Origin of the sequence: Fictibacillus sp. S7 (assembly GCF_004127935.1) — a bacterium.
GTDB classification, from domain to species: domain Bacteria; phylum Bacillota; class Bacilli; order Bacillales; family Fictibacillaceae; genus Fictibacillus_C; species Fictibacillus_C enclensis.
On record NZ_QJKL01000001.1, the window covers coordinates 2,115,564 to 2,129,429 of the forward strand.

Annotated in this window: 15 protein-coding genes and 4 riboswitches; all 15 genes read right to left on the bottom strand. The window is 47.3% G+C overall.

Annotation, left to right across the window (positions count from 1 at the left end):
• Positions 1 to 22 precede the first annotated feature (22 nt).
• Entirely contained in the window at positions 23 to 1,258 is a 1,236-nt protein-coding gene (locus tag DMO16_RS10820; protein ID WP_164988902.1) for a homoserine dehydrogenase, read from the bottom strand.
• Between the two features lie 98 nt (positions 1,259 to 1,356).
• Positions 1,357 to 1,464, bottom strand: a riboswitch (SAM riboswitch).
• A gap of 95 nt (positions 1,465 to 1,559) precedes the next feature.
• A riboswitch (SAM riboswitch) is annotated at positions 1,560 to 1,669 on the bottom strand.
• A gap of 233 nt (positions 1,670 to 1,902) precedes the next feature.
• Entirely contained in the window at positions 1,903 to 2,154 is a 252-nt protein-coding gene (locus DMO16_RS10825; protein ID WP_061967510.1) for an HPr family phosphocarrier protein, read from the bottom strand.
• A 162-nt stretch (positions 2,155 to 2,316) separates the two neighbouring features.
• A complete protein-coding gene (locus tag DMO16_RS10830) occupies positions 2,317 to 2,673 on the bottom strand; it encodes a GNAT family N-acetyltransferase (RefSeq protein WP_164988903.1) in 357 nt (118 codons plus the stop codon).
• Between the two features lie 78 nt (positions 2,674 to 2,751).
• On the bottom strand, positions 2,752 to 2,892 hold the full coding sequence (locus DMO16_RS24280; protein WP_156412539.1) for a hypothetical protein: 141 nt from the start codon (positions 2,890 to 2,892) through the stop codon (positions 2,752 to 2,754).
• Between the two features lie 57 nt (positions 2,893 to 2,949).
• Positions 2,950 to 3,960: an ABC transporter substrate-binding protein gene (locus tag DMO16_RS10835; protein ID WP_129477407.1), complete on the bottom strand. Its 1,011-nt coding sequence runs from the start codon at positions 3,958 to 3,960 to the stop codon at positions 2,950 to 2,952.
• Positions 3,935 to 4,735: an ABC transporter permease gene (locus tag DMO16_RS10840; protein ID WP_061967503.1), complete on the bottom strand. Its 801-nt coding sequence runs from the start codon at positions 4,733 to 4,735 to the stop codon at positions 3,935 to 3,937. The genes DMO16_RS10835 and DMO16_RS10840 overlap by 26 nt, the downstream gene beginning before the upstream one ends.
• Entirely contained in the window at positions 4,710 to 5,459 is a 750-nt protein-coding gene (locus tag DMO16_RS10845) for an ABC transporter ATP-binding protein (RefSeq protein ID WP_129477409.1), read from the bottom strand. The genes DMO16_RS10840 and DMO16_RS10845 overlap by 26 nt, the downstream gene beginning before the upstream one ends.
• A gap of 23 nt (positions 5,460 to 5,482) precedes the next feature.
• Positions 5,483 to 6,172, bottom strand: a complete 690-nt coding sequence (gene tenA / locus DMO16_RS10850; RefSeq protein WP_129477411.1) for a thiaminase II — start codon at positions 6,170 to 6,172, stop codon at positions 5,483 to 5,485.
• Positions 6,165 to 7,454 carry an acetylornithine deacetylase gene (locus DMO16_RS10855; protein ID WP_129477413.1) on the bottom strand — a complete coding sequence of 430 codons (1,290 nt, stop codon included), beginning with the start codon at positions 7,452 to 7,454 and terminating at the stop codon, positions 6,165 to 6,167. The genes tenA and DMO16_RS10855 overlap by 8 nt, the downstream gene beginning before the upstream one ends.
• Positions 7,455 to 8,009: 555 nt before the next feature.
• Positions 8,010 to 8,114, bottom strand: a riboswitch (TPP riboswitch).
• Between the two features lie 7 nt (positions 8,115 to 8,121).
• Positions 8,122 to 9,144 (bottom strand): thiazole biosynthesis adenylyltransferase ThiF, encoded by a 1,023-nt coding sequence (locus DMO16_RS10860; protein ID WP_061967496.1) that lies wholly within the window; start codon positions 9,142 to 9,144, stop codon positions 8,122 to 8,124.
• A complete protein-coding gene (locus DMO16_RS10865; protein WP_129477415.1) occupies positions 9,144 to 9,908 on the bottom strand; it encodes a thiazole synthase in 765 nt (254 codons plus the stop codon). The genes DMO16_RS10860 and DMO16_RS10865 overlap by 1 nt, the downstream gene beginning before the upstream one ends.
• Before the next feature lie 5 nt (positions 9,909 to 9,913).
• Positions 9,914 to 10,114, bottom strand: a complete 201-nt coding sequence (gene thiS, locus DMO16_RS10870) for a sulfur carrier protein ThiS (protein ID WP_129477417.1) — start codon at positions 10,112 to 10,114, stop codon at positions 9,914 to 9,916.
• 6 nt (positions 10,115 to 10,120) lie between these two features.
• Complete coding sequence (gene thiO, locus DMO16_RS10875) at positions 10,121 to 11,251, bottom strand: glycine oxidase ThiO (protein ID WP_129477420.1); 1,131 nt, start codon at positions 11,249 to 11,251, stop codon at positions 10,121 to 10,123.
• Complete coding sequence (locus DMO16_RS10880) at positions 11,235 to 11,867, bottom strand: thiamine phosphate synthase (protein WP_061967489.1); 633 nt, start codon at positions 11,865 to 11,867, stop codon at positions 11,235 to 11,237. Before DMO16_RS10880 ends, thiO begins: the two co-directional genes overlap by 17 nt.
• A gap of 93 nt (positions 11,868 to 11,960) precedes the next feature.
• A riboswitch (TPP riboswitch) is annotated at positions 11,961 to 12,065 on the bottom strand.
• Positions 12,066 to 12,115: 50 nt separating this feature from the next.
• Positions 12,116 to 13,498 carry a glycine--tRNA ligase gene (locus tag DMO16_RS10885; protein ID WP_061971403.1) on the bottom strand — a complete coding sequence of 461 codons (1,383 nt, stop codon included), beginning with the start codon at positions 13,496 to 13,498 and terminating at the stop codon, positions 12,116 to 12,118.
• Between the last annotated feature and the right edge of the window lie 368 nt (positions 13,499 to 13,866).

Sequence of the window (13,866 nt, forward strand, 5' to 3'; positions counted from 1 at the left end):
CCGCCTGGATCTTTTTATTTTTTTATAATAGAACTTCCTCAGCAACCTCGCTTGCAGCCGAGAGTCTCACAGGATAAATGCTGGTGAAATGCAATGTGCTTACAGGCAAATCTCCAGCGTACAGGAACGCGATGAGAGAGGAATCCGGCAGGGAAACCGTATCAAGTACTGCTCCTTGAAGCTGCAGTGCAGAAATTGTATCTCCCGAAATGTGTTCTTTTTCACCAAACAAAAGATAGGTTGTTCCCTCTTTGGACTGTTTCTTATGAACGACTTCAGATACGGCCGGTTTGTCCTGATAAACGCTGCCCGTCTCATACAGGGATAAAAAATCTTCCACGATGGCACTTGCTGTTGCTTCAGCCCCTGCACCTGGTCCCTGTAAGGTTAAACAGCCAAGAAGATCCGTCTGAATACGGACCGCATTGTCCACTCCTTCCACTCCATAAAGCGGATGTTCACTGTCTACCAACACCGGTTTCACCTTCAGCTCGAGACTGTCATCCAGGAGCACCAGATGTTTTAGGCGCAGTCCAAGCTGTTCTGCGAGCTGTATTTCCTCAAGACGCACATTTCCAATTCCCTTTACCTCGGCTTCCTCCCATAACGGCTGTTCACCATAAATCCACTTACTCAGCACCATGGCTTTATAAAAAGCATCCAGCCCTTCAATATCATTCGTCGGGTCAGGTTCTGCATATCCCTTTTGCTGGGCGAGTTCCAGAGCTTCCGGGAACGTAGATCCAGTTGTTCTCATGTGCGAGAGAATAAAATTGGACGTTCCATTCAATATTCCCTCCACGTGCTGTACTTTATTGATTCGCAAAAGCTCCCTCAGTGTCCTTAACACCGGGATGCCGCCGCCTACACTTGCTTCATATACAAAGCGTGCTCCTCTTGCTTTCGCAAGGCTTGTTAGCTCTTCTCCATGACGGGCAATCAGGTCTTTGTTGGCGGAAATTACATGGCACCCTGCTTCCAGTGACCGGGTAATGTACGTTTTGGCCGGTTCAATTCCCCCGATGGCTTCAATGACCACATCTGGCGCCTCTTTACCCAGAATTTTTTCAAACTCTGAGTATAATGGCGCTTTCTGAAAGTCGGACCTCGGTTTTGCCGGATTTTTAATCAATATTCCTGACAGACGGATCTTTTTTCCCAGCAACTGTTCAATCTCAGGTTTTCTTTTTAACAATGAGGAATATACCCCGGTTCCCACAGTTCCCAGTCCCAGCAATGCAATTTTAATTTCACTCAATGATATCTCTCCCTTTGTTTGATTGGATAAGCTTACCTCTCGAGAATAGCTCCGAAATGAAAAAAGCCCCCTTCCTAAGAAGAGGGCGTCACGGCCTCCTCTTATCATCCAGGATTTCTCCTGCAGGTAGTAGCACCTTTTCAGGCAATATGCCTGTAGGTTGCCGGGCTTCATAGGGCCTTTCCCTCCGCCGCTCTGGATAAGAGTACATATGAGATTGAAACATGTTATGTAGCAAATGACTTTTTTAGTACTAAAAAACTCCCTTATCGATGATAAGAGAGTTACATTCCGGTTTCATCTCTTATCGCTCAAAGTTGTACCTTTGAAGGACTTGGCACCTTTTCAGACAATCTGCCTGAAGGTTGCCGGGTTTCATCGGGCCTTTCCCTCCACCGCTCTGGATAAGCTTTTTTAAATTAGTCTTACTTTATCATGGAGGAAGAAGAGCGTCAACCGCTCCTGGACCTATTTTTCCGTTCAAGATAAAACATGATCAGCAGTGAAGGCACCAGAGCCATGATGAAGGATTTGGTGATTACCGTTCCACTGAAACTTTCACTCGCAGCGATATGAAAAGCAAAATCTGTAAAAGTGATGGCCAAAGCCATTAAAGGGTCCCAGGAATTTTCAGGCGCATAAGGCTACACTAATTTTCCTGCACAAATCTCACGTATTCCTTCAAGGGCATCCTGCTGATCCTGTCCTTGCGCTGTTATACAGCACAAGCCAGCCATGCCTGAGAGTTTACTCATGCTTAACATGCTTTTGGCATTCATCTGGCAGTTATCGAATTCGAAATAGATTTGACACTCTTCAAATTCGTTCGCTTTATGAACAAGCTTTGATATTGTTCTGGAATTCATTTTTTCCTGCAAAAAGCAGTATGTCTTCATACCTTTCCACTCCTATTCCTTTTCCCTGCCATTTTAACCCGCAATGATTAAGCACATATTAAGGCAGTTTAACTTTTTTTCATACCAATGAAGATATGCACGCCTGACCATCAATATGTGGAAAATTGGCAGTTTAGGAAAAAGGGAGGAGCATCAGAAGGGTTAAAATTGTTTTTCAAAAATATGTATTTTCCCCCCCTCGTTTTCTTTAATTTCGATTTCTCTGAAGCCCATTCCGCTCCAAAAGCTCAACGCAGGAGCATTACCCGTTAAGATTCCGAGCCGCAATACGTGGAGCTTCGTCTTTCTTAACTCATTTTCGCATTCCGTATAAAGCTTTTTTGCCAATCCCTGGTTTTGACAGGATTTGGCAACCATCAGGAAACCCAGCCACGGCTTGCCATCCTTCGGGTCCACTTTGCCTTTCCCGTAAAACAGCTCATTATAAAATGGATTGGAGTTCATAATCTCTAGTTCATCCATCACTTTCTCCAGCCCGCTCTGTTCCCATATCAGCATTCCCGCACCCCCTATTCTTCTTTCTAGCATACAACAAAATCAAAAAAACACGCTCCTGAAATCAGGGCGTGTTCTTCGTTATTGGCTGTCCTTGTTGTTCTTGATTTCGGCGATATCATCCTGATTGGCAATTGGATCAGCAAACGTTCCCTTCGGAATATCCGCCTTTCCTTTTCGCTGCTCCGCGTTTTGCTTGCGGATTTTTTCATTTTTGGCCATGCCGGACACCTCCTTGCCTGGTACTTAACATAACCAAACAAGGCGGAGTCTACTCTGTTATTTTTCCAGATTAATATAGGCTTTTTGGGTATCTATTTTCTTTTTGATCATATCTGTCTCATAAAGCCACTCTGAAACCTTATTCCACGACTTTTGATCCTCATACCCAAAGGGTTTGCTGCCACTGTCCATCAAGGGCAGAAGAATTCGAAGGCTTTTCTTTTCTACCTTTTGATCCAGGGGAAACTCTTTGTTTTCATGCTGAAATAAAATATTCAACGCGTTCTCCGGATGCTCTTGTACATCCTTTTGTCCTTTTGAAAGAGCCCGCCAAAATTTTTGGTAAAGCTTCCTGTTTTTCTTCAATCCATCTTCGCTCGAAACAAGTACCAGCTCATAATAATCAGGCACTCCGTATTTTACTGGATCGATGGATCGGACAGGGTGCCCCTCTTTTTTCAGCAAAATTTGTTCATGGTTGATATAGCCACCGGAGATGCCGTCAACTTTTTTAGAAGCCATCGCCGGAATGATATCCCATCCGATATCCGTCATTTTTACGTTATCCGGATTTCCCCCGTCATGTTTTACCATCGTTTTAACAATAGCTTCATTAATCGGAATAGACGGATAACCTACATTCTTTCCTTCAAGATCTTTAGGTGTGTGAACGCTGCTTTTCTCTGGCACCATCAGATGATTAAGCGGATGCCTCACCATCGCTCCAAGAGAAACCACCGGAATGTTTTCGGCACGTGAAAGCACAACCTGCGGCTGGTAGGTCAATGCAAGGTCCGTACGCCCGGCTGCCACAAGCTTTAACGGATCATTGGTTTCAGCCGGCATTTTCACGTCCACCTCAATGCCTTCCTTTTTAAAATAACCTTTCTCAATGGCATCATAAATTCCGGCATGCACTGCGTTCGGGTACCAGTCGAGCATCACGCTCACTTTCTTCAATCTATCTTTCCCTTCCCCGCTTTTAGTCGCGGAAGAGGAACAGGCACCAAGTGCGAGAAGCAGACACCCTGCAAGCAGCCATTTACTGTGTTTTATCCACTTTTTCATGTTGTACATCCTTTCTGATTTCTTTCCATCTGAACATTCGTTTTTCCGCAAGTGCTGCTGCCCCAAAGAAACACATGCCAAGCAGGGACAAAAGGAAGATGGCGGAAAAGACACCTTCTGCGTTCAGACTGCCTGACATTCTTCTGGAATAGTAGCCGAGCCCTTCACTTGCCCCGAGCCATTCACCGATTGTTGCACCCACGACTGAAAATACAGCAGCAAGTTTGATGCCCGAAAAGAATGAGGGAAGTGCCATGGGCATCTGTACTTTTTTAAAGATCTGCCATCTTCTTGCTCCCATGGAACGCAAAAGATCCACATAATCCCGATCATGATGGTTCAGGCCGTCATAGGTGCTCACCACAATGGGGAAGAAAGCGATCAAAACAGTAACCGCGACTTTGCTCCATATGCTGTAGCCAAACCAAAGGACAAAAATCGGTGACAGCGCGATAATCGGTATGGTCTGGGAAATCAATACCCCGGGATAAATTGTTCGTTGTAACGATTTGAAAAAAAACATGGCAACCGCAAGTGAAACACCAGCCACTGCCGCTATAACGAAGCCAAGGATCGTTTCCTTAAACGTGGCCCATGCATGAAAAAGCAATATGTCCTTGTTCTCAAAAAGAGACAGTAGGATGCCTGACGGTGCCGGCAGAATAAAAGACGGCAGCCTGCCGGTATCCACAAGCCATTCCCATGCACCAAGCAGGAGGATGGCTGCCATCAAAAATAAATAATAATCCTTAAAAAATGCTTTGATACGATTCATGTGTAATTCTGCTCTCCAATGTATTGATCAGCTCTGTTATTTCAGGGGATAGATATGTCTCTCTCGGCCTTTGCAGCTGAACCATGATTTCTTCCGTCTCACCGGATGGGTGGAGAACAATAATCCTGTCACTTAAAAAAACCGATTCGTGGAGGTCATGTGTGACCAGTACGATGGTTTTGTTCAGTTCTCTCCATAGCGCAGCCATCCATTGGTGCATATCCTTTTTGGTCATGGCATCAAGAGCGCCAAATGGTTCGTCCAGAAAAAGCACCTCTTTTCCCGTCAACAATGTGCGCAAAAAAGCGATTCGCTGACGCATTCCCCCGGACAGCTCATGTGGATAGGCTTTCTCAAATGCGGACAGTCCCACCCGTTCCAGGAGAGCTTCCGCCTCTTTTCTCTTTTCCCTTCTTTGCTTTTGAACCTCTGGTGACAGAAGCAGGTTATCCATGACCGTACGCCAGGGAAGAAGAAGGTCCTTTTGAGGCATATAGCCTGATGCCCCCGGGACGGATGGCTCATTTTGAATCAGGATTTCCCCTTCATCCGGCTTCTCCAGACCGCATGCGAGTTTAAGCATTGTACTTTTTCCTGTGCCGCTTTTGCCAATAATGGAGACAAATTCTCCTGCCGCCGCTGAGAGATTTATGTTCTTTAAGATGGGTCTGTACTGCCCGCCTTGTTTCATGCTGTAAGAAACATTTTTCATCATGAATGTCATTCATTCGCTCTCCTTTTGCAGGACTATACCGGCCATTCATGCCCGTAATAAACCATGTCCCAAAACATGAACTCAAATCGTGACGTAGTTAGAAAATGGTTTTGCAAAGCCTCTAGCTCCTGATTGGTTTTTCCTTCCGCCCATTCATCAAGCTTATCCTTCAGCCAACGTGAAAGACTGCCGAAGTCTTCAGAAGCGTACATTTCAATCCAAGGGCCATAAGGATGGCCGGACAGGTTTCCTGCTTCCCTTTTCAACATGGTTCCGATCTCGTGATAGCTCCACATGCATGGCAAAAGGCAAGAGACCAGTTCGGCCAGGCTCCCCTGCTGGGACGTTGCCAGCATATACCTCGTATACGCGAGATTTATAGGCGTCGCCTTTTCGTTCTCCAGTTCCTCCTCACCGATGCCGATTTCTTTGCAATAACTGCGGTGAAGATCCATCTCTGTGTGCAGCGTTTCATGCAGAAGGCCGGAGAACCATTTTATTGTTTCAGTATCTTCTGCTTTTACCGCTCCAAGTGCGAACAGCTTGGCGTAATCCTTCAAAAATACATAATCCTGTTTCATGTAAAACATAAAGCGCTCCATCGGCAGGGAGCCATCCTTAATTCCCTGAACAAAAGGATGGCGGTGGATATGCTCCCATACCTGCAATACCCGGTCATAGAGCTGGCGGGTAAATCGGTCCTGCTGGCTACTCTTAACCATTTAAAGTGCTCCTTTCTGTATTGCACCATTTTTCAATAAACCCGGCGAGAACTTTTGCATGATGGATTAACTGCTGAAGCTCTACTCTCTCATTTAGCGAATGGGCTTCCTCCAGTTTTCCGGGGCCGTAAATCACAGTGGGTATCCCGGCTTGTCCCAGCCAGCCCGCGTCTGTCACTGTCGGTGACATGGAAACGACAGCCTCCTGCTTGGATACCTGGTGATGCTGATTCTTCAGCATGACGAGCCCCGGATGATTTTCATCAATATCAATAGCAGGAAAAATCTCTCCTCTGTCTTCGATCATCGATTTTCCGCCCCAGTCAAAGGAAGGCGGATTTTCTTTGAGCCAAGGATCTCCTTGGGCAACGGCAAGGACATGCTGCTGAATTTCCTCCGCAACCTCTCTATAAGTCTCGTTCGGATGAAAATGGACGGTAATCCAAAGCCTGCACTCATCCGCAATATAGGCCGCATTCCTTCCCCCCTCAATAACCGAAGGATTGATCGTTGTGCTGCCCGGCAAAAAACCAGGATAGACCTTGGTTACGGACCAGTGACGCTCAAGCTCCTGCAGCCCCTGTATGACTTTCATCATCTTTTCAATGGCACTTGCACCAACAATGCCTCCGCCGGCATGAATCAATCGGGAACGGAGGCCATCATGATGAGTGGTTTTGCTTTTTATCGTGATCCAGCCTGTAATCACACCGCCCTGCCCATGGATGGCAAGATCGGATGTATCCGCCACAACGGCAAAATCAGCTTGCATGCCGCGGTCGACGCATGATTTAGTTCCAGCTTCACCGGCTTCTTCTCCTGTTACGGATTGAAAATATAAATCGCCATCCAGCTCGACGCCTAATTCCCGTAACAGCTGCAGCGCAAAAAGTGTGGAGGCCATTCCTCCTTTCATATCAGCTGTGCCTCTTCCATACAAAAAATCTCCATCTTTCCTTAATTCAAACGGCGGATGCTCCCATTCAGCTTCATCTCCTGCCGCTACCACGTCGATATGCCCATTGAGGATAAGACTTTGATACTGTTCACTGTTTCTCCCGGGTTTGGTTCCAGTTACAATCGTGTCACCCGGAAACAGCCCCCACTCTTCTGTCTCAAACCCGAGGTCCCGAAGAAGATATTTGATATAATGCTGGGCTTCCTCAGTATTTCTGGCCGGCGGGCTTTCTGTCCGGAAGGCCACAAGCGACCGAAGAATCTCGATCAAATCCTCTTTTCTTTCATCTGCCAACTTATTAATCTTGTCCTGAATACTGCTCATGCTCACCCTCCTTTATCTGCTGAACCTTTGTTGCTCTTGAAAGCAGTTGCTTTCCGTTTCAGGATGCTCGCTTTGACCGGCGCAAGTGCCTACTTTTGAGCCCCGCGGCGCAAGCTCCCCATTGGCCGGCGTAAAATACCTGCCTTTGTCGGCGTAAAACGCCTACCTTTCCGGCGTAAAACGCCTACCTTGCCGGCGTAAAACGCCTACCTTGCCGGCGTAAAACGCCTACCTTGCCGGCGTAAAACGCCTACCTTGCCGGCGTAAAACGCCTACCTTGCCGGCGTAAAACGCCTACCTTGCCGGCGTAAAACGCCTACCTTGCCGGCGTAAAACGCCTACCTGGTCTCACCTGTCATGCATATCCCGCTGGACAAGGAACGCTTCAGCAGCGTTACATCGCACGAAGAAAATGTGAAGTTCATTTTCGAGGATCTCGCACCTTGCACTCCAATCAGCATATCAATGAGGATTTCTATCGCTGATCCTTATGCATATAAAAAACCGCCTTCCCCAGATGAGGAAGGCGGCTGTATGATCGATTCGTCTAAAAACCGTTTCGCAAGCCTGCTTCCCTACGCTGGCATCATCCAGATCAGGTTCCAAGGGTGTAGAACAAAGGTTCAGTCTCAGCCGTTTCCGGCTCCCCTAGCAGAGTGCTATTCAATTATCCTATCAAACTATAGTACAGATTTTTCGCTTCAGCTATATCTTTCGTACCATGGATTAAAACTCGTCCGTCCTTGAAGAAAACAAGCCGGTGCTGTTCATCCGCCCGATAGGAGAGCAAATACGGATTTTGTTCAATCCTGCCTCCCAATCGTGCCAGCACCCCGGAAAGCTCCTCCAGATCCCGTTCCCCATGCTCAGAGGGACGGATTTGCACGGTATCTCTTCCACAGAGCACGGCTGTTTTTGTCTGGTTTTCGGGATTCAAAAAAGGATACGTTGGATGATTTCCACAGGAAGGACAATCCTGTTTCTTTAACTTCCTTACATCCATCGCCATGTAATAATTGTTCCATAGGTCAAAGGAAACCAGTTTGTTCCGGAGTGCTTCCTTGTTTTCGGTTAACAACTTTAACGCTTCCGCTGTCTGATGGGCTACAACCGTCTGTACAGCGGGTGCTATAATGCCTGCTGTATCGCACGTAGCTCCGCCCATCGGCACCTTTTCCAGCAAACAGCTAAGACAAGGAGTCTCTCCCGGTATAATGGTATAGCAAAGGCCATAGCTTCCCACACAGGCACCATAGATCCATGGGATCTTGGTTTCCTGAGAAATATCATTAATCAGAAGCCTTGTATCAAAATTATCCGTGGCATCAATGATGAGGTGGACAAATTCTGTCAGCTCCCTCAGCTCTTCGGCACCTGCATCCATAACAAGCCCTTCGACCTGGATATCAGAGTTAAGCTGTTCCAGCCGTTCTCTTGCCGCCACCGCTTTGGGCATCCGGTATTTTGCATCTTCCTCGCAAAACAGCTGCTGCCGCTGCAGGTTGCTCCACTCCACATAATCCCGGTCGACGATTGTGATCTTCCCAACGCCCGCACGGGCAAGAACTTCTGCATTTCCAGTGCCCAGTGCCCCAGCACCAATGATCAGTACATGCTTATTGGCCAGGAGCTCCTGGCCCCCTTCTCCGATCGGATCAAATAAGATCTGCCTGGAGTAGCGATCGTTCATTAAACACTCATTCCCTCCAGCGGGCTGCTTGCCGTGGCATACCGTCTCTTCGGAATTCGTCCCGCTTCATAACCAAGCCTTCCCGCTTCGATCGCAAGCTTCATCGCTTTTGCCATTTTCACAGGATCCTCTGCGCCCGAGACGGCTGTGTTCAGCAGCACACCATCAGCGCCGAGTTCCATCGCCAACGCGGCATCTGCCGGCGATCCGATCCCGGCATCCACAATAACCGGTATCGTTGCCTGCTCGACGATCAGGCTGATATTTAAGGGGTTGATGATTCCAAGGCCCGAACCAATGGGTGAAGCTCCGGGCATAATGGCATGCACGCCAAGGTCCTCTAATTTCTTTGCAAGAAGTACATCATCAGAAGCATAAGGCAGAACCGTAAATCCTTCATTCAGCAAGATATCCGACGCTCTCAGCGTTTCTACCGGATCAGGCAGAAGGGTCTTGAAATCTCCTATAACTTCTACCTTAATCATATCACATAAACCTGATGCTTTTGCCAGCTTTGCGATCCTGACCGCTTCTTCTGCTGTTTTGGCACCCGCCGTATTGGGAAGCAGAGTATATTTCGACGCATCCAGCTTTTCTAAAAAATTCGGCTGTTCCGGATCAAAAATATTCATTCTCCTGACTGCAAATGTCAGAATCTCTGTACCTGATACGTTAACCGCTTCTTTTTGAACATCAAAATCCGGGAATTTTCCCGTTCCCAAAAGAAGACGTGAAGAAAATTCATGGTTTCCAATTTTAAGCATAATGCTCATCCTCCTCCTACCAAATGGACTATCTCTACTTTATCTCCGTTGGCCAATACCGTTTCGGCATGCTGGCTTTTGTTCAAGATTTCTTCATTAAGCTCTACGATCGCCCCCTTGCCAGCCAGCTTTAGCTCTTTGATTAAATCATCAACCGTCTGAACCCGGGCAACTTCCATTGTGTTTCCGTTTACGATCAGCTTCATGTCCCCTCATCCTTTCATTTGTTCAAGAACAAACCGTTCGGGAGCAAACTCATTCAGACTTTGCTCCTCTTTCCTTCCGCAAACCAGCTCGGTTATCCATTGCCCGGTAATCGGGCTCAAAAGAATTCCGTTTCTGAAATGCCCGGCTGCAAAATAAATGTTGGAATGGTTGGGATGTTTCCCCATATACGGCAGGCCGTCCGGTGTTTGCGGACGAAAGCCGCTCCACGCCTTCTCCCATTCTCCATTACGGATGCCGGGAACCACCTTTATCGCACCCTCAAGCAATTGCCCGACGGCTTCAGCGGTTACTTTCCGGTCATAGGTTCCCGTACGCATCGTCGCGCCGATCACCAGTCTGCCTCCCTGTTTCGGCACAAGGTAGCAGTCTTTTGAAATGATGCTTGAGGTAATGACAGGCTCCATAAAATTCAGTGACAGACATTCTCCTTTTACGGGAAAGACCGGCATATGAAGGCCTGTCTGGGCAGCAAGTCTCCCTGTCCATACGCCTGAAGCCAGCACCAGTTTTTCCCCATAAAACGTGCCTGCGCTGGTTTGCACGCCTGTTCCCAGTTGGGCAAATTCGAAGCCAGCAGCCTCTGTATACTCCATAAAATCGGCACCCAGCTTTACAGCGGCCTGGGCGTAGGCCTGAGTCAGCTTGGGAGCATTCACCTGACCGTCCTTCGGCAAAAACAGGGCGCCCGCCAGCTCCGCTGATGCGTTTGGTTCCTTTTTACAAAGTTCATCCACGTCCATCCACTCGGCGGGCTGTCCGTTAGCCCTGTGAAAGGCAGCCAAATCCTGCAGCCTTTCAGCCTCACAGCTGTCTTTGGCTGTTTTAAACAATCCTTTATCCACCCATTCCATATCCACACCGCTGATTTCCTTAAGTTCATAACTTAGTTCCGGAAAAAGCTGCCTGCTCTGTCTGGCCATCTCATACAGCGGGCCTGCTTCATGAATCTCCGCCTGGGCTCCGAGCATGCCGGCCGCCGCAGAAGAGGCTTCACTTCCAATTTTGTTTCGTTCCAATACAAGAACGTTGTAAGGGGTGTGACGGCGAAGAAAGTAGGCGATCGAACTGCCAATGACCCCTCCGCCGACGATGATGACATCATAATGTTTGCGCATCCTGATCACTCTCTTTCATTAAAACTGCTTTGTACTGTTTGGCTATCGAAACTGGATCTTCCGCCTTCCAGATTCCTGACATGACAGCAATGCCCGATGCTCCTGCGCTGACAATGGCGCCAACTCTCTCCGGAGAAATTCCTCCTATGGCGAGAACCGGAATGCTGACCGCTTCGGCCACCTCCTGCAATTGATCAAGTCCCCTTGGCTCTTTATCCTTTTTGCTTTCGGTTGAAAAAACATGACCAAAGAAAAGATAGTCTGCCCCCTTCTGTTCTGCCTGGATCGCCCCATCCCTCGAATGGACTGACTGACCGATTCTAAAAGAAGGAAAATGATGCCTGACCACATCTGGCGCAAGACTGCTTTCCTTTAAATGAATGCCGCCGAGTCCTGCAGCTACCGCAACATCCACACGGTCATTCATATAAATGGCTTCGTTTTGTATCCCACATTGCTTCAGCTTTTCGGACAAACTGTAAATGTCGCCTGCAGCCTGGCTGTTTTCTCTGATATGTATTGCTGTCACATGGGGGGCAAGGATGGATGACACTGAAAGAATACGGTCTTCGCTCTGTTTGCCGTCCGTGATGACATGGAACTCCAATGGGTACATTTCCATTCCTCATTTCCATACAAAAAAACCACTCTTTGCGTAGAAAGAGTGGCTGATTCACTGTTATTTCAAATCAGCTGCAGCAGCTGTCAAAGCTGTGCAGTGGCACTTCCCTACGCTGGCATCATCCAGATCAGGTTCAAAGGGTTTAGAACAATGCGTTCAGTCTCAGCCAGGAAGGCTCCCCCAGTGTTGCTATAATATGAAGTTATTTTCATCTTACCACGACCGAAAAAAATGTAAAGTGATTAGAAGCTGATTTTTTGCTCGAGAAACGCACGCAATTCGGATACCGGCATACGCACCTGTTCCATTGTATCACGGTCACGAACTGTTACTTGCTGGTCTTCCTTCGAATCAAAATCATACGTGATACAAAACGGCGTTCCGATTTCATCTTGTCTGCGGTACCGTTTTCCGATTGATCCGGTTTCGTCATAATCCACCATAAAGTCCTTGGCAAGACCTGCGAACACTTCACGCGCTTCCTCGGATAATTTTTTGGAAAGTGGCAGTACCGCTGCTTTAAACGGCGCAAGGGCAGGGTGCAGATGAAGCACATTTCGTGTGTCTCCGCCTTCCAGCTCTTCCTCTTCATAAGCATCAATCAAGAAGGCAAGGGTGACACGATCTGCTCCAAGCGATGGTTCGATGCAATACGGAACATAACGGTCGTTCGTTTCCTGATCAATATAATTGAAATCTTCTCCGGAATGTTCGCTGTGGCGCTTCAAGTCAAAGTCGGTGCGGGAAGCAATTCCCCAGAGCTCGCCCCATCCAAATGGGAACTGATATTCAAAATCTGTCGTCGCGTTGCTGTAGTGAGAAAGCTCTTCGGATTCATGATCACGAAGGCGAAGCTTATCCTGCTTCATGCCAAGATTCAATAGGAAATCATGGGCGTATTGCTTCCAGAAATCGAACCATTTCAATTCCTCTCCCGGTTTGCAGAAGAATTCAAGTTCCATCTGTTCAAATTCCCGAGTACGGAATGTAAAGTTTCCTGGCGTGATTTCGTTTCGGAAGCTTTTGCCTACTTGTGCAATACCAAACGGCAGCTTTTTCCTCATGGTACGCTGAACGTTTTTAAAGTTTACAAAGATCCCCTGCGCTGTTTCAGGGCGAAGATAGATTTCGTTCGTACTGGACTCTGTTACCCCCTGGAATGTCTTGAACATCAGGTTAAATTGGCGGATGGAAGTAAAATCATGTGCTCCGCATTCAGGACAGGCAATGTTATGTTCTTCAATCAATTTTTCCATTTCATCAAATGACAATCCATCCACAATCTTTTCAATGCCTTTTTCGGAAAGCGCATCTTCAATGAGCTTGTCCGCACGGTGGCGTGCTTTACACTGTTTACAGTCTATCATTGGGTCATTGAAGTTTCCAATGTGTCCTGAAGCCACCCATGTTTGTGGATTCATCAGGATTGCAGCATCGAGACCTACATTGTAAGGGGACTCCTGAACAAACTTTTTCCACCAGGCTTTTTTTACATTGTTTTTCAGCTCCACACCGAGCGGGCCATAATCCCAAGTATTTGAAAGTCCTCCGTAGATTTCAGATCCCGGAAAAATAAATCCGCGCTGTTTCGCCATGTTGACGACTTGCTCCATTGTCACACTCATGTCATTCTCTCCTTTATTCGCATTTGCTTTTTGAAAACCAAAAAAGCCCCCGCCCATAGACAAATCCTGTTTGTCCAGGGACGAGAGCTGTACTCACGCGGTTCCACCCCAATTGATGCAATCACTATTGCATCCGCTTTGGTCAATTAATGGCTCGAGACTTCCGTTTCTCTGAACATTTGACCGGGCTTTCACCATCCCCGGTTCGCTTCATTCTAAAGAGGCTCAGATACTATTGGTCTGTCATTGCGTTATGATCTTCGATTATGGAAAAAATAGTACAGTTTTTCCGCCATAATGTCAAGTCTGTACGGTATCCAGAACTTTTATTCTGTTCAGTAAAAAAAAGAAAACTCATCGTTTTTGCA